This window comes from Rhodococcus sp. MurmanLake-1 (genome assembly GCF_056945715.1).
The window spans coordinates 35,818-52,662 of sequence record NZ_JBWZNF010000007.1; the positions used below are offsets into that span (position 1 = coordinate 35,818).

The 16,845-nt window shown below is 62.9% G+C and carries 17 protein-coding genes; 12 read left to right on the forward strand and 5 right to left on the reverse strand.

Going from position 1 to position 16,845, the window contains the following annotated elements; genetic code table 11:
* Positions 1-67: 67 nt before the first annotated feature.
* Entirely contained in the window at positions 68-544 is a 477-nt protein-coding gene (locus tag AC2ETI_RS19815; protein ID WP_003942878.1) for a MaoC family dehydratase, read from the reverse strand.
* A gap of 158 nt (positions 545-702) precedes the next feature.
* Between AC2ETI_RS19815 and AC2ETI_RS19820 the strand changes: the two genes are divergently transcribed.
* The 12 genes from AC2ETI_RS19820 (at position 703) to AC2ETI_RS19875 (ending at position 12,917) form a co-directional block, all read left to right on the forward strand.
* Positions 703-1,524, forward strand: coding sequence for an SDR family oxidoreductase (locus AC2ETI_RS19820; RefSeq protein WP_020909431.1), 822 nt, complete (start codon positions 703-705; stop codon positions 1,522-1,524).
* On the forward strand, positions 1,521-2,324 hold the full coding sequence (locus AC2ETI_RS19825) for an enoyl-CoA hydratase-related protein (protein WP_019745702.1): 804 nt from the start codon (positions 1,521-1,523) through the stop codon (positions 2,322-2,324). Before AC2ETI_RS19820 ends, AC2ETI_RS19825 begins: the two co-directional genes overlap by 4 nt.
* A complete protein-coding gene (locus tag AC2ETI_RS19830; RefSeq protein ID WP_019745701.1) occupies positions 2,311-3,531 on the forward strand; it encodes an acyl-CoA dehydrogenase family protein in 1,221 nt (406 codons plus the stop codon). Before AC2ETI_RS19825 ends, AC2ETI_RS19830 begins: the two co-directional genes overlap by 14 nt.
* A gap of 1 nt (position 3,532) precedes the next feature.
* On the forward strand, positions 3,533-4,315 hold the full coding sequence (locus AC2ETI_RS19835) for an SDR family oxidoreductase (protein WP_483634288.1): 783 nt from the start codon (positions 3,533-3,535) through the stop codon (positions 4,313-4,315).
* Positions 4,275-5,342 (forward strand): phosphotransferase family protein, encoded by a 1,068-nt coding sequence (locus AC2ETI_RS19840; RefSeq protein WP_483634289.1) that lies wholly within the window; start codon positions 4,275-4,277, stop codon positions 5,340-5,342. Before AC2ETI_RS19835 ends, AC2ETI_RS19840 begins: the two co-directional genes overlap by 41 nt.
* A 45-nt stretch (positions 5,343-5,387) precedes the next feature.
* The gene (gene fabG / locus AC2ETI_RS19845; protein ID WP_020909429.1) at positions 5,388-6,146 is read left to right on the forward strand and encodes a 3-oxoacyl-ACP reductase FabG; all 759 of its coding nucleotides are present in this window, start codon (positions 5,388-5,390) and stop codon (positions 6,144-6,146) included.
* 34 nt (positions 6,147-6,180) lie between these two features.
* Positions 6,181-7,374: an acyl-CoA dehydrogenase family protein gene (locus tag AC2ETI_RS19850; protein WP_483634290.1), complete on the forward strand. Its 1,194-nt coding sequence runs from the start codon at positions 6,181-6,183 to the stop codon at positions 7,372-7,374.
* Positions 7,371-8,468: an acyl-CoA dehydrogenase family protein gene (locus AC2ETI_RS19855; protein WP_021345810.1), complete on the forward strand. Its 1,098-nt coding sequence runs from the start codon at positions 7,371-7,373 to the stop codon at positions 8,466-8,468. Before AC2ETI_RS19850 ends, AC2ETI_RS19855 begins: the two co-directional genes overlap by 4 nt.
* A gap of 31 nt (positions 8,469-8,499) precedes the next feature.
* Positions 8,500-9,483 (forward strand): NADPH:quinone oxidoreductase family protein, encoded by a 984-nt coding sequence (locus tag AC2ETI_RS19860; protein ID WP_003943088.1) that lies wholly within the window; start codon positions 8,500-8,502, stop codon positions 9,481-9,483.
* An 80-nt stretch (positions 9,484-9,563) separates the two neighbouring features.
* Positions 9,564-10,763, forward strand: coding sequence for an acetyl-CoA C-acyltransferase (locus AC2ETI_RS19865; protein WP_029256469.1), 1,200 nt, complete (start codon positions 9,564-9,566; stop codon positions 10,761-10,763).
* Positions 10,760-11,545, forward strand: coding sequence for a RhlG family 3-oxoacyl-ACP reductase (locus AC2ETI_RS19870; protein WP_483634291.1), 786 nt, complete (start codon positions 10,760-10,762; stop codon positions 11,543-11,545). The genes AC2ETI_RS19865 and AC2ETI_RS19870 overlap by 4 nt, the downstream gene beginning before the upstream one ends.
* Positions 11,546-11,717: 172 nt before the next feature.
* Positions 11,718-12,917 (forward strand): DUF4185 domain-containing protein, encoded by a 1,200-nt coding sequence (locus tag AC2ETI_RS19875; protein ID WP_483634372.1) that lies wholly within the window; start codon positions 11,718-11,720, stop codon positions 12,915-12,917.
* 38 nt (positions 12,918-12,955) lie between these two features.
* Here AC2ETI_RS19875 and AC2ETI_RS19880 read toward each other — a convergent pair whose 3' ends face one another.
* The 4 genes from AC2ETI_RS19880 to AC2ETI_RS19895 all read right to left on the reverse strand — a co-directional run bounded on the left by AC2ETI_RS19880 (position 12,956) and on the right by AC2ETI_RS19895 (position 16,845).
* A complete protein-coding gene (locus AC2ETI_RS19880; protein ID WP_037133531.1) occupies positions 12,956-14,995 on the reverse strand; it encodes a YhgE/Pip domain-containing protein in 2,040 nt (679 codons plus the stop codon).
* A gap of 133 nt (positions 14,996-15,128) precedes the next feature.
* Positions 15,129-15,725: an SRPBCC domain-containing protein gene (locus tag AC2ETI_RS19885; protein WP_019745691.1), complete on the reverse strand. Its 597-nt coding sequence runs from the start codon at positions 15,723-15,725 to the stop codon at positions 15,129-15,131.
* The gene (locus AC2ETI_RS19890) at positions 15,722-16,099 is read right to left on the reverse strand and encodes an ArsR/SmtB family transcription factor (protein ID WP_019745690.1); all 378 of its coding nucleotides are present in this window, start codon (positions 16,097-16,099) and stop codon (positions 15,722-15,724) included. Before AC2ETI_RS19890 ends, AC2ETI_RS19885 begins: the two co-directional genes overlap by 4 nt.
* Before the next feature lie 62 nt (positions 16,100-16,161).
* Positions 16,162-16,845: a GntR family transcriptional regulator gene (locus tag AC2ETI_RS19895; RefSeq protein WP_019745689.1), complete on the reverse strand. Its 684-nt coding sequence runs from the start codon at positions 16,843-16,845 to the stop codon at positions 16,162-16,164.

Consider the following 16,845-nt stretch of genomic DNA (forward strand, 5'->3'; position numbering starts at 1 on the left):
TCGACGTTCGAGCGGCCGGGACGTGCCGAGTCTTGTTTCAGCTTTTCTCTAGTCAGCTTTTCTCTGTTCAGCTTTTCTCGACGACGCGAGCGACGGATTCGGCCACGACGACTGGCTTGTCGGAACCTTCGCGCTCAACCACCTGGCTCATCTTCACCTGGATTCCGCCGGGCAACTGCTCCGCGGACACGACGGTTGCACGCATGCGGACCCGGGATCCCACGGGAACGGGAGCGGGGAAGCGAACCTTGTCGTAGCCGTAATTGAGGCTGTGGGCGAAGCCGTCGAAGTGGATGAGTTGGTAGGAGAACTGTGGGCCCAGCGAGAGGCTGAAGAGTCCGTGCGCGATCGTGCTGCCGAGCGGGCTCGATGCGGCTCGTTCCGGGTCGACGTGAATCCACTGATGATCGTTTGTGGCTTCGGCGAACGCGTTGATGCGCTCCTGGGTGATGTCGTACCACTCCGTCGGGCCAAGTTCCTGGCCGATGAGCTTCTCGAGCTCGGCGAAGGTGGACGGGCGGACGGGCAATTGGTTTTCAGTCATCGTTGATCCCTTTACTCGCAGTTCAGGAGGACGGAACGGGCCGTTCGGGTGACCGTCGCGATTCGACGGTTGAAACTGACGCCGGATTCAACTATACATGAGGGGAGACGTGGATCACTGTCAGCGCGTAGGTATGACGCAAGCGAGAGGAATCGCTCATGAAGGTTGCCCAGAAGGTAGCAATTGTCACCGGTGGCGGCGGGGGGATCGGCGGTGCGTTGGCGCAGCGACTGGCCGCAGAGGGCGCTCGCGTCGTAGTAGCCGACCTCGACGGGGCGGCAGCTTCGGCAGTGGCAGAGGCGATCAACATGGAGCATCCCGGCGCAGCAGTGTCTGCGGGTGGCGACGTCTCCGACGAGACGGTCATTGCGGGCCTCATCGCGCAGGCGGAAAAGGAATTCGGCCCGGTCGACCTCTACTTCGCCAATGCCGGCGTCACCGGAGGCATGGGCCTCGACATCAGTGAGGACGTCTGGGACACGACGATCGACGTCAACGTTCGCGCCCACATTCGTGCCGCCAGGCTCCTCGTCCCTGGTTGGACCGAGCGCGGGGAAGGCTACTTCATCAGCACTGCCTCTGCTGCCGGCTTGCTCAGTCAGGTCGGGTCCGCCGCGTACTCGGTGACCAAACATGCCGCGGTCGCGTTTGCCGAGTGGCTCTCGATCACCTACGGAGATCAGGGCGTTCGCGTCAGTTGCCTGTGTCCGATGGGTGTCAACACCAAGCTTCTCTACGAAGGCGAGAACTCCGGCGATCCGGTCGGCAAGGCCGCAACCGGGGCCGTGCTTGCGGCAGGCAATGTTCTCGAGCCTGCTGAATGCGCCGAAATCGTTCTTGCCGCAGTAGATGCCGAGGAATTCCTCATCCTTCCGCACAAGAACGTTCTGGACATGTACCGGCAGAAGGGCGCCGACTACGACCGTTGGCTGCGCGGGATGCGCCGGTACCAGGCGTCGCTGCTCGCGGGAACGCGATGACCGAGGAACTCGTCCTCTCCGAGCAGAGAGGAGCGGTGCTGGTCCTGACATTCAATCGGCCCCGCGTTCTCAACGCGTGGACCAACGAGCTCGAAGATCAGTACTACGACCTTTTGGCCGCAGCAGACGAAGATCCCAGTGTCCGAGCAATTGTTGTCACCGGCTCTGGTCGAGGATTCTGCTCGGGGGCTGACCTCGGCAATTTGAAGAACGTCGGCGACGTCTCCGAAAGTGATCTTGTCCGACCACGGGACCGTGATTTCCCGACCACCGTTCGCAAGCCGCTGATCGCTGCCGTCAACGGCGTCGCCGCAGGGCTCGGAATGGTCGAGGCTCTGTACTGTGACGTTCGTTTCGGTTCGAGCGCAACGCGATTCACTACCGCGTTCGCACGTCGAGGCCTGATTGCGGAGTACGGCATCTCCTGGATGTTGCCCCGCTTGGTCGGTCACAGTCGCGCAGTCGATCTTCTGCTTTCCAGCCGGATGGTGGATGCCGACGAGGCGTACCGTATCGGTTTGATCGACCACCTGGTCAGCGGCGGTGACGTTCTGGATGCGGCGATTGCTTACGCCGAGGACATCGCGGCCAACTGCTCGCCGACGTCCCTCTCCGTCATCAAGTCTCAGATGAGTGCCGACGCACACTCGACCTTCACCGATTCCGCCAGGCGTGCGGAATCACTGATGCTGAATGCATTTCACGGCCCGGATGTCGTCGAGGGCGTCAACAGCCATCTCGAACATCGAGCCCCCAATTTTCCTTCCCTCTCTGTCAGGAGTTCACATGTCAGTGTTTGAGTTCTCGGATCGCACCAAGAAGTACCAGGCCGAACTGCTCGATTTCATGGACAAGCACGTTTACCCGGCCGAAGCGGTCTACGAAGAGCAGATGCGTGAGTCCGGTAACCCGCACTTCCAGCCGCCGATCATCGACGACTTGAAGAAGGAAGCCAAGGCGCGCGGGCTGTGGAACCTCTTTCACCCGCATCCCGAATGGGGCCCCGGGCTGACCAACCTGGAATACGCACCGCTCGCGGAGATCATGGGCCGCAGCCACCTGGCTTCCGAAGCCACCAACTGCGCCGCTCCGGACACGGGAAACATGGAGGTGCTCACGCTCTTCGGCACCGACGAGCACAAGGAGAAGTACCTCAAGCCGCTTCTCGAAGGCGAAATCCGTTCTGCTTTCGCGATGACCGAGCCCGAGGTTGCCAGTTCCGACGCCACCAACATCCAGCTTCGTATGGACCGTGACGGCGACGAGTACGTACTGAACGGCCGTAAGTGGTTCGCTTCCAACGCTTTGCACCAGAACTGCAAGGTTCTGATCGTCATGGGCAAGACCGACTTCAATGCCGCCACCCACCGTCAGCAGTCGATGATGGTCGTTCCGATCGATGCTCCCGGCGTCACGATCCTGCGCAACCTGCCGGTCTTCGGCTACCAGGACCGCGAAGGACACGGCGAGATCACTTTCGAGGACGTGCGCGTCCCGGCCAAGGACATTCTCGCGGGCGAGGGCGAAGGATTCGCGATCAGCCAGGCCCGCCTCGGCCCCGGCCGCATCCACCACTGCATGCGTGCAATCGGAATGGCCGAGCGCGCACTGGAACTGATGTGCAAGCGCGCATCCACCCGCATCACCTTCGGAAAGCCTGTCAGCGACAACGCGAATATCCAGGACTGGATCGCCGAGGCTCGTATCGACATCGAGATGGTTCGACTCCTCACGCTCAAGGCCGCACACATGATGGACACGGTGGGCAACAAGGAAGCGCGCACCGAGATCGCAGCCATCAAGGTTGCAGCGCCGAACATCGCGCTCAAGATCATCGACCGCGCCATCCAGGTTCACGGCGGCGGCGGCGTCACGGACGACTTCCCGCTCGCGATGGCTTACGCCCACATGCGCACCCTTCGCCTGGCTGACGGCCCGGACGAGGTGCACAAGCGCGCCATCGCCAAGCAGGAACTGCGCAAGTACCGCGAAGTCAAGGCGAACTGACATGGCAGGACTGGATCTCACCGGTAAGACGGCAATCGTCACCGGCGCATCGCGGGGCATCGGCCTCGCGACCGCGCAGGCGATTGCGGCGGCGGGCGGAAACGTCGTACTGACTTCGCGCTCACAGGAATCCGCAGATGCGGCTGCCGCGCAGGTGAACGGCAACGCGATCGGCGTCGGCGCTCACGCGACGGACGAGGATGCTGCCAGCAAGTGCGTCGAGCAGACGATCGAGCGTTTCGGCAGTCTCGACATCTTGGTGAACAACGCGGGCACCAACCCGTCGTTCGGGCCGATCATCAACCAGGATCACTCGCGCTTCGCCAAGACCTTCGACGTCAACGTGTGGGCTCCAGTCCTGTGGACCGGCCTGGCAGCGCGGGCCTGGATGGGCGAGCACGGTGGTTCCGTGGTCAACACCGCCTCGATCGGCGGCATGGCGTTCGAGGCCGGGATCGGTACGTACAACGCGTCGAAGGCTGCTCTGATCCACATCACCAAGCAGTTGGCGCTCGAGTTGTCACCGAAGATTCGTGTCAACGCCGTTGCTCCGGGAGTGGTGAGAACCAAACTCGCCGAAGCTCTGTGGAAAGAACATGAAGAAGCGGTGTCCGCGTCGACCGCTCTCGGACGCATCGGTGAACCCGAGGACGTGGCCGCTGCCATCGCCTTCCTGGTTTCGGATGCAGCTCAGTGGATCACCGGCGAGATCATGACCATCGACGGTGGCCAGTTGTTGGGTGATGCACTCCCGTTCCGGCTGGGAGCGTCCGTCGGTGGCTAGCGTCGGAGTAGTGGGACTCGATACCGAAGCGGTCACCGGGTGGATAGCAGGCCTGGGGATCGACTTCACCGGGCCGTTGTCCTTCGATCGAATCGGCCTGGGGCAGTCGAATCTCACGTACCTGGTTCGCGATCAAGACGGCAATCGCTGGGTGCTACGACGCCCACCGCTGGGGCACCTGCTGGCCTCGGCTCACGACGTGGCGCGTGAGGCTCGAATCCTGAGCGCTCTCGAATCCACCGACGTGCCTTCGCCGCGAGTATTCGGGTTGACCGAGGATCCAGCCGTCACCGAAGTTCCGCTGCTCCTCATGGAATTCGTGGACGGCGAAGTGGTGGACCGAATGCCTCTTGCTGAGGCGTTGTCGGAAGATCGTCGCCGGGCAATCGGAATCTCGCTCGCTCAGACGCTGGCGAAGATACACGCCGTCGACCTCGGGAAGGCCGGTCTCGACGACCTGGCAAGCCACAAGCCTTACGCTGCACGGCAGCTGAAGCGCTGGGGCGGACAGTGGGAACAGTCGAAGACGCGGGAATGCCCTGACCTGGACGATCTCACCCGACGTCTCATTGCAGCTCAGCCGGCTCACACCGAAACCACGTTGGTGCACGGCGACTTTCACCTACGCAACGTGATCACCTCCGCTGAGAACGGCGAAGTTGTCGCGGCCCTCGACTGGGAACTCTGCACACTCGGTGATCCGTTGGCCGATGTCGGAAGCTTGTTGGCGTACTGGCCGGCGGCAGGGGAGGACACTGGTGGCGATTTCCCGGCGTCAGCGCTCCCGGGATTCCCTTCGCGAGAGGAGATCTCCCGGATCTATTTCGAGGCCACCGGACGGGATCCGGCTGCGCTGAAGTTCTGGCACACCTTGGGGCTGTGGAAGATCGCCGTGATCGCCGAGGGCGTGATGCGTCGCGCCCGCGACGAACCGCAGAATGCCGCCGAGAGCGGAACTCCCACAGTGGAACGTATTGACGCCTTGGTAGCCAAAGCCAGGGAAATTGCAGATCAGGCCGGGATCTGACGAGATCGTCCGGTGTCCGTCGAATCACGAAATTATGGAGGGCCAGTGAGCCAGGAACGTAGAACCGCAATTGTCACGGGTGCAGCACGCGGAATCGGTGCGGCAGTGGCCAAGCGACTGTCGGAAGACGGCTTTGCCGTTGCCGTGCTGGACCTCGACGAAGCAGCGTGTGCCGGAACCGTCGACGCGATCAAGGCCGCAGGCGGCCAAGCACTGGCCGTGGGCGCTGACGTCTCCGACGAGGCTTCGGTTGCTGCAGCGGTGGATCGTGTGGCCGCAGAACTCGGTGCACCTACCGTGCTGATCAACAATGCCGGCATCACTCGCGACAACCTTCTGTTCAAGATGAGCGTCGCCGAGTGGGATTCGGTGATGAACGTCCATCTGCGCGGAGCGTTCCTCATGTCGCGTGCGGTGCAGAAGTACATGGTGGAAGCGAAGTTCGGCCGCATCGTGAACCTCTCGAGCACGTCGGCTCTCGGCAACCGCGGACAGGTCAACTACTCCGCAGCCAAGGCCGGCATGCAGGGATTCACCAAGACATTGGCCTTCGAATTGGGCAAGTTCGGCGTCACCGCCAACGCCATTGCCCCCGGATTCATCGAAACCGAGATGACCGCCGCAACGGCAGAGCGCATGGGAGTCGGCTTCGAGGACTTCAAGACCGCTGCCGCTTCGCAGATTCCGGTCAACCGCGTCGGTCAGCCCGAGGACATCGCGCACACCGCGTCGTTCTTCGTCAGTGAAGGCGCGGGCTTCGTTTCCGGTCAGGTCGTCTACGTCGCCGGTGGACCCAAGGACTGACCGTCCGCTCACCGCTCGAACCGAAGGAATGGGCATGGCTTTCGACGAAGAGGCAGTATCGCGTGATCTCACCGAAAAGGTGAACACGCTTCTCGCGGAGAACGATCCGAACAGTGTGTCGGTATCGGATTTCCTCGGCGCACGATTCGACGCCGGACTGGCGTGGGTTCATTTCCCCGAAGGTCATGGGGGACTCGGTGTACCGCAGAGCTTTCAGCGTCAGGTGAACGCTCAGCTGGAGGCCGCCGGCGCACCCGGCCCGGCCACCGGCAAGAACGGGATCGGACTCGGCATGGCGGCACCGACCATCGCCACCTTCGGTACCGAGGAGCAGAAGCAGAAGTTCCTGCGCCCGTTGTGGACTGCGGAGACGGTCTACTGCCAGCTGTTCAGTGAACCGGGCGCAGGGTCGGACCTCGCGGCCGTCGCTACCCGCGCCGTCCTCGACGACGACGACTGGATAGTCAACGGGCAGAAGGTATGGACGTCGGGCGCGCAGAATGCGCAGCTGGCGATTCTCGTGGCCAGGACCGATCCGTCACGTTCCAAGCATGCGGGTCTGAGCTACTTCATCTGCGACATGACCGACCCGGGCGTCGATGTCCGGCCGCTGCGTCAGATCACCGGCGAGGCCGAATTCAACGAGGTATTCCTCACGGACGTCCGGATTCCGGACGCCAATCGCCTCGGAGCCGAAGGCCAGGGGTGGAAGGTTGCGACCACCACCCTGAACAACGAGCGTGTTGCCATCGGTTCGGGCGCACCGCGTGAGGGAGGCATGATCGGAAAGGTCGCTCAGGCCTGGCGTGACGAGCCCGAGCTGCGTAATCCGGCAATGCACGACGAGTTGATGCGGCTCTGGACCGAATCCGAAGTTGCGCGTCTGACCGGTGAGCGACTGCGCCAGCAGCTCGCCGCCGGCCAGCCCGGCCCCGAAGGCTCGGGAATGAAGCTCGCGTTTGCCGGTTTGGCCCAGCAGATTTCGGGTTTCGACCTCGAGCTGCACGGCGAAGCCGGTCTGCGCTACGACGACTGGACGCTGCGTCGACCGGATTCCGTCGACTTCACCGGGCGCGAACCCGGATACCGGTACCTGCGAGCCAAGGGCAATTCGATCGAGGGCGGAACGTCGGAGATCCTGCGCAACGTCATCGCAGAACGTGTACTCGGGTTGCCGCCCGAGCATCGCGTCGACAAGGACATCGCCTGGAAGGACTTACCCCGATGAGCGCCGATCTGCTGTACTCCGAGACCGAACAAGATCTGCGAGCCAGCGTCAGACGACTGCTGAGCGAGCGGGCCGGCGCCGACACCGTGGTCACGGCGTACGACGACGTGTCCGCCGACTTCACCGGGCTGTGGAAGTCGCTGGCGTCGGAACTCGGTTTGGCGGGACTGCTGGTACCCGAGGAACTGGGCGGGGCAGGTGCGTCGACGCGTGAGGCGGCGGTCGTGATGGAGGAGATCGGACGTGCGGTCGCTCCCGTTCCGTTCTTCACCAGCGCGGTGCTGGCGACGACGGCGTTGCTGAAGGCCGGCGAGACCGAGGTGCTCGGTCAATTGGCAGCGGGGGATTCGACGGCTGCTCTGGTCGTCCCGTTGTCCACTGCACCAGGAACTTTCACACCTACTGTCAAGGTAACGGCGAGTGGACTCGTCGGCAGCGTCACGACGGTTGCCGGCGTCGCCGAGTCCGATGTTCTTGTTGTTCCGGTTGCCGGTGAGAGCGGCCTGGAGCTGCATACAGTTCGGATTGCCGACGCTACCGTCACGCCGGTTCTGTCCCTGGACATGACGCGCCGATTGGCGGACGTCGAGTTCTCGGGGTCGTCGTCGGTCCGTGTCGACAGCGGCAATGCGGCGCAAGCGGTCGAGGAAGCGTTGCTCTGCGGAAGCGCACTTCTGGCGTCCGAACAGTTCGCTGTAGCTCAGTGGTGCCTCGAAACGACTCTCGCGTATGTGAAGGAGCGCAAGCAGTTCGGCCGGGCGATCGGTTCGTACCAGGCGATCAAGCACCGCCTCGCCGATCTCTGGCTCGAAGTCAGCTCTTCGGGAGCGGCAGCACGATATGCGGCGGACACCTATGCGCGCGGCGACGCCGATGCGGCGATCGCAGCGACGGTGGCCCAGGCATTCTGCAGCGGCGTCGCGGTTCATGCTGCGGAGGAATGCGTCCAACTTCATGGTGGTATCGGAATGACGTGGGAGTATCCGGCGCACCTGTACCTCAAACGGGCGAAGAGCGATCAGCTGTCGCTGGGAACCGCGTATCAGCATCGGGCGCGCCTCGCCGAGTTGGTCGACCTCCCGATCTCGTCCTGAAACTCACCCCCTATCTGTCTGGAGAATTGCTGTGAAGGCTTGGCGCGTCAACGAACTCGGTCAACCCCGCGATGTGCTCGCGTTGGAGGAGACCGCGGATCCCACCCCGAATGCGACGGAGATGTTGGTCAAGGTGCTGGCGGCTCCGGCCAACTTCCCCGACGTCCTCATGTGCCGGGGTGAGTACCAGATCAAGCCGCCGCTGCCCTTCACACCCGGTGTCGAACTGTGTGGTGAAGTGGTCTCGGTCGGTGAATCGGTGACCAAGTTCGCAGTGGGGGACCGGGTGATCGGTAATCCGAGTCTGCCGTCCGGCGGATTCGCCGAGTACTCGGTACTGGATCAGAACAACACGTTCCCGGCGCCGTCGGCTCTCGACGACGCGGAAGCATCCGCTCTGAGCATCGGCTATCAGACAGCGTGGTTCGCTCTGCATCGCCGCACCCAACTGCTCGAGGGTGAGACGTTGTTGGTCCACGCTGCTGCGGGTGGTGTCGGTAGTGCGGCAGTGCAACTCGGCAAGGCGGCAGGCGCCAAGGTCATCGGTGTGGTCGGCGGCCCGGACAAGGCCGAGTACGCGCGCAAGCTCGGCGCAGACCTCGTCGTAGACCGTCACAGTGAGGACTTCGTGGCAGCGGTCAAGGAGTTCACCGGCGGCAAGGGCGCCGACGTGGTCTTCGATCCGGTCGGCGGCGACGCCTACGCGAAGTCCACCAAGTGCATCGCCTTCGAGGGACGGATCGTCATCATCGGCTTCGCCGGTGGCACGATCCCGCAGCCGGCACTCAATCACGCTCTCATCAAGAACTATTCGATCATCGGACTGCACTGGGGGCTGTACAAGGCCTACAACCAGCAGGCCATCGACGACTGCCACGTCGAGCTCACCAGGCTCGCCGATGCCGGCTTGGTCAAACCACTGATCAGTGAGCGGTTGTCGTTGACGGACGTTGCCGACGGTATCGGTCGCCTCGGCGACGGCACCACTGTCGGTCGCGTCGTTTTCCAGCCCTGATTCTTTGCTGTGCGCCTTTATTAACCCCCGGCGGTTAATAAAGGCGCACAGCACTTCGTGTTCGACGAAAGGTTTCCCCGATGAGGCAAGCTGTCATCGTTTCCACCGCCCGTACCCCGATCGGTAAGGCGTACCGCGGCGCGTTCAACAACACTCAGGCTCAAGAGCTTGCTGCACATGCTATTTCGAATGCAGTTCAGCGCGCGGGCCTCGAGGGCGGCGAGGTCGAGGACGTCATCCTCGGCGCCGCGCTGCAGCAGGGATCTTCCGGCGGCAACGTCGCACGGCAAGCGGTGCTGCGGGCCGGGCTTCCGGACTCGGTTTCCGGAATGACGATCGATCGTCAGTGCTCGTCCGGGCTCATGGCCATCGCGACCGCAGCAAAGCAGATCGTGGACGACGGAATGCAGATCGCGGTCGGCGGCGGAGTCGAATCGATCTCGTTGGTCCAGAACGATCATATGAACAACTTCCGCGCGGCTGATCCGTGGCTGAAGGAAAACAAGCCGTCGATCTACATGCCGATGCTGCACACGGCCGAGATCGTCGCCGAGCGCTACGGAGTGACCCGCGAGCAGCAGGACGAGTTCGCGCTCGTCTCGCAGCAGCGAACCGCAGCAGCTCAGAACGCAGGTCGGTTCGATCTCGAGATCGTCCCGCTGCCCTCGATCAAGCAGGTGCAGGACAAGGAGACGGGTGAGATCCGCAGCGAGTCCGTGACGCTGACCCTGGACGAAGGCAACCGCGCTTCCACCACGTTGGAAGGGCTGTCGAGTTTGCGACCGGTTCTGGCCGACGGGACTGTCAGTGCGCATTCCTCCATCACTGCGGGCAACTCGTCTCAGCTCTCGGACGGTGCCTCCGCTTCGGTGCTGATGGAGGCAGGCGAGGCGGAACGCCGCGGGTTGGCTCCTCTCGGTATCTACCGTGGGATGGCTGTCGCGGGTTGTGCTCCCGACGAGATGGGCATCGGACCGGTGTTCGCGATTCCGCGTCTGCTGGATCTTCACGGACTGAAGGTCGACGACATCGATCTCTGGGAACTCAACGAGGCCTTCGCCTCTCAGGCCCTGTACTGCCGCGACAAGCTCGGGATCGATCCCGAGAAGTACAACGTCGACGGCGGCGGTATTTCCGTCGGCCATCCGTACGGAATGACGGGTGCTCGTCTGGTCGGCCATGCTCTGCTGGAAGGAAAACGGCGCGGAGCCAAGCTCGTGGTGGTGACCATGTGCATCGGCGGCGGCATGGGTGCTGCCGGGCTTTTCGAGGTCGCATGAGCTTGATCGAGGGACTGTTCGACGTCAGTGGCAAGACCGTTGTGGTCACCGGTGGATCACGCGGCATCGGATACATGATCGCTCGTGGATTCGTCGAAGGCGGAGCGACGGTCGTCATTTCGGCCCGAAAAGCCGAAGCCTGTGACGAAGCCGCGCGAGAGCTTTCGGAGTTCGGCACCTGCATCTCGCAACCGGCCGATCTGTCCACGGACGAGGGGATCGAGAGCCTCGCTGCGAAGGTCGCCGAGATTTCGCCGACGCTCGACGTACTGGTCAACAACGCCGGTGCCACGTGGGGAGCTCCCGTCGACGATTTTCCGGCTGCCGGCTTCGACAAGATTTTCGACATCAATGTCAAGGCAATCTTCCTCTTGACGCAGAAGCTGTTGCCGCAGCTGCGTTCTGCGGCCACTGCGGAAGATCCCGCGCGCGTGATCAATATCGGATCGATCGACGGACTCGTGGTGTCGGGGTCGGAGAACTTCTCGTACGGAGCCAGTAAGGCTGCGGTGCACATGTTGACGCGCAAGCTCGCGGCAACGCTTGCGGGGGAACAGATCACGGTCAATGCCATTGCGCCGGGCCCGTTCCCGTCGAAGATGATGGCATTCCTCCTCGAGGACGAGCAAAGTGCAAAGGCTGTGGCGGACTCGGTCCCGTTGGGCAGGGTCGGAACTCCCCAGGATGCTGCAGGTCTTGCCATTTTCCTGGCTTCACGTGCCGGGGCTTATCTGACCGGCGCGGTGATTCCACTCGACGGCGGTGCGAGCGGAGCGCGCTGACCTACTGACTGATCTTCTCTGTCCGAAAAGGCCTGAAAGTCTGAACTGCTATGACTTTCAGGCCTTTTCGCGTCTTTGTCTGATTGGGTTATCTGTGACTGCAGTTGCTAGATTGTCCGAGGTTCGGGGGAACGACGACGACAACACCAACAATCCCGGCCATGGGGGAGTCATGTTTCGCGCGGGGAGATCGTTGGGGGTGTTCGGGGTAGTTGCTGCTCTGGCAGCTGCTGCCGTCACGGCGGTGGCTTCGCCGGCGATGGCTGCGCCGGGATGCGTCGGAGTCAGTGGCGTCGGTAGTAGTGGAGGTCCGGCCAATGCGGCGCCGTGGCTCAACGGCAACACCGGAGGGTTGCCAGGTCTGTCCGGTCGTACTACCGCGGTCGAAAAGATCACCGGCACATACAGTCCCAACAAGACGGTTGATCGCTTCAATGTCCTGGGAACCGACCTGGGCATCATGTGGGACAACGGTGCGGGGCAGATTCTGACCGCTTTCGGCGATACCACCGGGCTCAGTCGTAACCCCACCTGCGACGGTTTGGTGGGCGAGTGGCGAAGTAATGTGCTCTTCCGCAGCTCGGATCGGGTACTCGCCGACGGGATGCGCATCGACAGCGCGCCGAAGGACGGTACCGGTCAGGCGCGTGAGATCATCTCCGGTCTGAAGATTCCGGGCGTCGAGGCTTCCAGTATCCCTACGAGCGGCATAGCAGTGAACGGTGTGCAGTATCTGAGCTACATGTCGGTGCGCAACTGGGGCGAGGCCGGGCAGTGGAGTACAAACTACTCACAGATTGCCACCTCCTCGGACAACGGCGAGACGTGGACCATGCGTCCGGAGACGCTGCGCCCCAACATCGGTGGGGTTCTTCCCGCGGGTGTCGCCCCCGTCGCCGGTAGCGAGAACTTTCAGATGAGCTCGATGGTGAAGGACGGCGGGTTCGTCTACAACTACGGAACCCCCGCGGGACGATCCGGCGAGGTTCGACTTTCTCGCGTGCCCGAGGGGGCGATCCTCGATCTTTCCGCCTACGAGTACTGGAACGGAAACGGCTGGATCCGAGCTGATCCCGCTGCGGCCGTACCCGTCATGGGCGGCCGCATCGGGGAGATCTCCGTTCAGTACAACGAGTTCCTCGGCAAGTTCGTGGCGATGTACGCCGACGCGTTCAGTTCGATCGTGATGCGAACCGCTCCCAGTCCGGTCGGTCCGTGGACGGCACCGGAAACATTGGTCAATCTGGTCGAGGTTCCCGGTATCTACGCTGCATACATCCACCCGTGGTCCAGTGGTTCGGATCTGTACTTCCTTGCCACCACGTGGGCCGACTACAACGTCATGTTGATGCGTACGACGCTCGTTCGCTGATCCGACTCACGTTTGCGCTGACTCAGGTTTGCGCCGAGTTACATTTGCGTTGGTTGGAGGTACACGATCTCCTCGGTGATCGGCGCGTCGTCATCGGCGTCGGTCGGCGGTTCTTGTCGGCGGCGCCACCAGATTGTGAACAGGACGGCTCCGATCACCAAGGCAGCCAGAGCGATTACCGCCACCCAGAATTTCGGGCCGTAGTATCCGACAAGGACCATGCGCATGGCGTTGCGCGCCCACGTGAGTGGCATCAGAGCGTGCAGCCACTGCAGAACCGTCGGCATCTGTTCGATGGGGTATACCGCGCCGAAGGCGAAGATCTGAATCATCAAGGCGCCCAAAGCGATGAAGGTTCCGTTGACGGCTCCGAACACAACGGTGAAGAGCCTGCCCGAGCTGACCGCGGCGGCACCCACCAGGATCATCACTGCGATCATCGCCAGAACACTAGGTGGTTCGACGTTTGCCACGGTCAGTGACACCACCGACAACACGAGCGCCGCGACCAAGGTGACCAGGGCGGGAATGCGGTAGCGGCGCAGCCCCTCACGCACCACGCTGGTGTGCGAGTTCAGTGAACGTCCGCGTCGTGGACGGACGACGAACCACGTGAGAATTCCGCACAGGAACAGTGCCACCGAGATCACGGCAGGGACGGCTCCCGGTCCGAAACCGGCTGCGGGATAGTTGTTCCGCGCGTCGACGGCAACCGGGGACGAGAGCAGATTGGCTGTGGTGGCGCGTTCGTCGTCCGAGAACTGCGGCACCTGGGCGGCGCCGTCGGACAAACCGGTGGCGAGTTCTGCGCTGCCCGCGTCGAGTTCGCCGACGCCGGCCGATAGCTGCCCGAGACCGTCACGGAGCGCAATACTTCCGGTGTCCAACTGCCCGAGGCCGGTGGAGAGTTCCTGTGCGCCGGTAGCGAGTTGGCCTGCGCCGTCGGACAGTTGGCCTAGTCCCGTGTTGAGTTCACCTGCACCGGCCGCCGCGGCAAGAAGCCCGCCACGGTAGTCGCTGCTCGGATCGGTGAGTTGGCGCGAGATCTCCCGCGCACCGTCGCGAAGCTGGCCGAGCTGACCGATCACGTCGTCGTCCGACGGTTGTGCAGCCAGGGAAGCCCGCAGTCCACCCAGGGCTTCGACGAGTCCGGCGGAGACCGGATCAGCCGAGTTTCGAAGCATCGACGTGAGGGCGTCGATCTGACCGACGACGGCGTCCGAGGACCCCGCGAGGTCGAGTACCGGGGTGGTGACCATGTCGACCACTTCGCTGATCTGAAGGGCTCCTGCGCCGAGTTCGTCGGTTCCCCCGACCAACTGGTTGAGTCCGCTGCTCAGCTCGCCCGAGCCTGCAGCAGCTTCGTTCGCTCCAGCAGCCAGCTCGCCGGCTCCGGCGGCCAGCTCCTTGCCGCCTTGATTCGCTTCACCCATGCCGGTGGCGAGTTCCTTGCTTCCGGCGTAGAGCTCGTTGGTTCCGGCGAGTGCCTCGGAGGATCCGTCGGAGAGTTGTTGCGCGCCAGCGGCTGCTTCACCGAATCCTGTTCCGAGTTCACCCAACCCGACCAGCACCTGGTCGATGGACTGCTCGCCGATCGACTCGGAGACCGCCGAGCGCACCTGAGCGATGATGCTTTCACCGACCGGGCCGGCGACCAGACTGTTGTAATCGTTGTACAAGACGTCGAGTTCGGCCTTGCGGCCCGAACCCGATGCGGCACTGGCCACGTCTGCGCTGAAAGTCTTGGGAATGACGACCGAGAAGTAGTAGGTGCCGTCGTTGACGCCGTCGGCGGCTTCCTGTTCCGAGACGACCTTCCATGCAACGTCTCCGCTCTCGACGAGCGCGGCAACAACTTCATCGCCGGCTTGCAGACGTGTTCCGTCGAGTTCTGTGCCGGCATCGGCGTTGACGATGGCGACGGGCAAGCGGTTGACCGTGTCGCCCGGATCCCACAGTGCCCACATGTAGAACGCCGCAATCGACAGCGGTGCGATGACGAGGACAGCGAGAACTGTCCGGATGATGTGCGTGCGTCGCGTCGTGGCCGCGTTGTCGACTACGGGTTGTGGCGCCATGTGGAGCTCTCTTCTCGTGGACCGAAGCAGTTGTGGCACGAAAGAAAGCCACCAAAACTGCTGGACATACGTCCAGCTCGGTCACGATACAAAGCAAACGGCCATCCTGTGACCGTTTTCGAAGAATTGGGCGTTATCGGCCGCCGTGCTCTGCCTCGATCTTTGCCCACTCCCACCCGCGGAAGTTGGCCAGACGAAGCTCCTCTGCTTCGTCGAAGGTGTACCACTCGGTGCTCGGCGCATCAGGGAGAGTGCCGCGCAAGTATTCGCCCAGGTAGTGAAGTGGGCCTTCCCAGCCGGTTCCGACGCCGTAGCAGCCGGTGTCCGGGTCGTTGCGGAAGACATCGGCGACGGAGGCGTGCTCCAACTCGAGCCAGGTGGCGTCGGGGCCGTCTGCAGTCAGCCTGATCTCGACCTGATCGCTGTATCCGCGTTCGCCGGGCGGTGTCCACTGCAGTCGCAGCAGGCGTGGGGCGTCGCAGGCCAGGATCTCGCCACTTGCCTGGCCTTCGAAGGCGTACGAGCCGCCCACCTGGAAGTCTCCGCTCACCGGAAGGAAGAAACGGTTGATGCGGTCAGGGGTCGTGATGGCGTCCCAGACGTCGTCGACCGACGCGTTGTAGCGGCGCTTGAGTACGGCAGTTCGAGCCGCACCTTCTGCGATGTCGCGGTTGCCCATGCTCCGCTCCACCGCGGTGAGGCTGGTGTCCTGGTTCGCGATCTCGGTCATTGTGAGTCTCCTTCGTCGGAAGAATTCGATTGTGAAGATCTGCTCCGCTCGGAGCCGCGTCGTTTCCCTCGTGCGAGTTCTGTGGCCAATGCGTCGAGAGGACCGCTCCAGAACTGCCGGAATCCGTCGAGCCATTGGTCCACTTCCTGCAATGGCGCGGGCTCGACGGCATAGAGACGCCTGGTGCCTTCGCTGCGGACTGTGGCGAATCCGTTTTCTCGGAGCACTCGCAGGTGCCCGGACGCGGTCGGTTGCGAGATTCCGAACTCCGCTGCCACGACTTCGGCGATCTGACCCGCCGAGCGCTCGCCGCTGGACAGGATTTCCATGATTCTTCGCCGAACTGGGTCTCCGAGAACGTCGAACGCATGCACCAGTCATTTATATCGGCAATGGCCAATATAGGCAAGCGCCGAAACTTGTATTCGGGCGTCGGTCAGTCCGAGAGCGCGAACTCGTCGGCGTCGAAGAGTTCACCGATCAGCCCGCCGAGATGGCGTCGATGTTCGGCCGACAGTGTCGCTGCCGCCTCGGCATCGTGGTCTGCGCACAGCTCGATCAGCTTGTTGTGATGGTCGACGGAGTCCTGGCTGCCGAGAAGGCTCGAGAACTTGCGGTAGTAGATGCGGTGAATTTGTGGGTGAACCTGGTGAATCAGCTTCTTCAACAGCGGATTTGCCGCAGCGTCGATGATGACGCTGTGTAGGCGATCGTCCGCGGTCAGCGCTCGGCCTATGTCGTTTCGCTTGACGGCAGCGGCGAAGTCTTTGTTGGCGGAGCGCATCGCCCCGATCATCTCGTCGGTGAGGTTCGGTACAGCGGTGACGACGGCCAGTTGGTCGAGAGCTTCGATGACTGCGAGTGTTGCCTCGACGTCGCCGCGGTCGAGGGTGGTGATGCGTGTGTACGCACCGGGCTTCGCTTCCACGAGTCCGGTGTCGACCAGCCTTGCGAGCGCTTCGCGGACCGGAGTTCTGCTCAATCCCAGATACTCGGCGAGTTCGCTGTCCTTGATCTTCGAGCCCGGCGCCAGTTCACCGGTGACGATCGCTTCGCGAATGCGTTCGAGAGCGATGTCGCTCATTCGTGCTCGCTCAACCGGTTTACCGCCACGCAACAT

What these genes read in the sequence shown, in the direction of transcription:
- AC2ETI_RS19815 (WP_003942878.1), bottom strand. Translation starts at nt 544, where the DNA reads ATGACTGAAAACCAATTGCCCGTCCGCCCGTCCACCTTCGCCGAGCTC.
- AC2ETI_RS19820 (WP_020909431.1), top strand. Translation starts at nt 703, where the DNA reads ATGAAGGTTGCCCAGAAGGTAGCAATTGTCACCGGTGGCGGCGGGGGG.
- AC2ETI_RS19825 (WP_019745702.1), top strand. Translation starts at nt 1,521, where the DNA reads ATGACCGAGGAACTCGTCCTCTCCGAGCAGAGAGGAGCGGTGCTGGTC.
- AC2ETI_RS19830 (WP_019745701.1), top strand. Translation starts at nt 2,311, where the DNA reads ATGTCAGTGTTTGAGTTCTCGGATCGCACCAAGAAGTACCAGGCCGAA.
- AC2ETI_RS19835 (WP_483634288.1), top strand. Translation starts at nt 3,533, where the DNA reads ATGGCAGGACTGGATCTCACCGGTAAGACGGCAATCGTCACCGGCGCA.
- AC2ETI_RS19840 (WP_483634289.1), top strand. Translation starts at nt 4,275, where the DNA reads ATGCACTCCCGTTCCGGCTGGGAGCGTCCGTCGGTGGCTAGCGTCGGA.
- AC2ETI_RS19850 (WP_483634290.1), top strand. Translation starts at nt 6,181, where the DNA reads ATGGCTTTCGACGAAGAGGCAGTATCGCGTGATCTCACCGAAAAGGTG.
- AC2ETI_RS19855 (WP_021345810.1), top strand. Translation starts at nt 7,371, where the DNA reads ATGAGCGCCGATCTGCTGTACTCCGAGACCGAACAAGATCTGCGAGCC.
- AC2ETI_RS19865 (WP_029256469.1), top strand. Translation starts at nt 9,564, where the DNA reads ATGAGGCAAGCTGTCATCGTTTCCACCGCCCGTACCCCGATCGGTAAG.
- AC2ETI_RS19870 (WP_483634291.1), top strand. Translation starts at nt 10,760, where the DNA reads ATGAGCTTGATCGAGGGACTGTTCGACGTCAGTGGCAAGACCGTTGTG.
- AC2ETI_RS19875 (WP_483634372.1), top strand. Translation starts at nt 11,718, where the DNA reads ATGTTTCGCGCGGGGAGATCGTTGGGGGTGTTCGGGGTAGTTGCTGCT.
- AC2ETI_RS19880 (WP_037133531.1), bottom strand. Translation starts at nt 14,995, where the DNA reads ATGGCGCCACAACCCGTAGTCGACAACGCGGCCACGACGCGACGCACG.
- AC2ETI_RS19885 (WP_019745691.1), bottom strand. Translation starts at nt 15,725, where the DNA reads ATGACCGAGATCGCGAACCAGGACACCAGCCTCACCGCGGTGGAGCGG.
- AC2ETI_RS19895 (WP_019745689.1), bottom strand. Translation starts at nt 16,845, where the DNA reads ATGTTGCGTGGCGGTAAACCGGTTGAGCGAGCACGAATGAGCGACATC.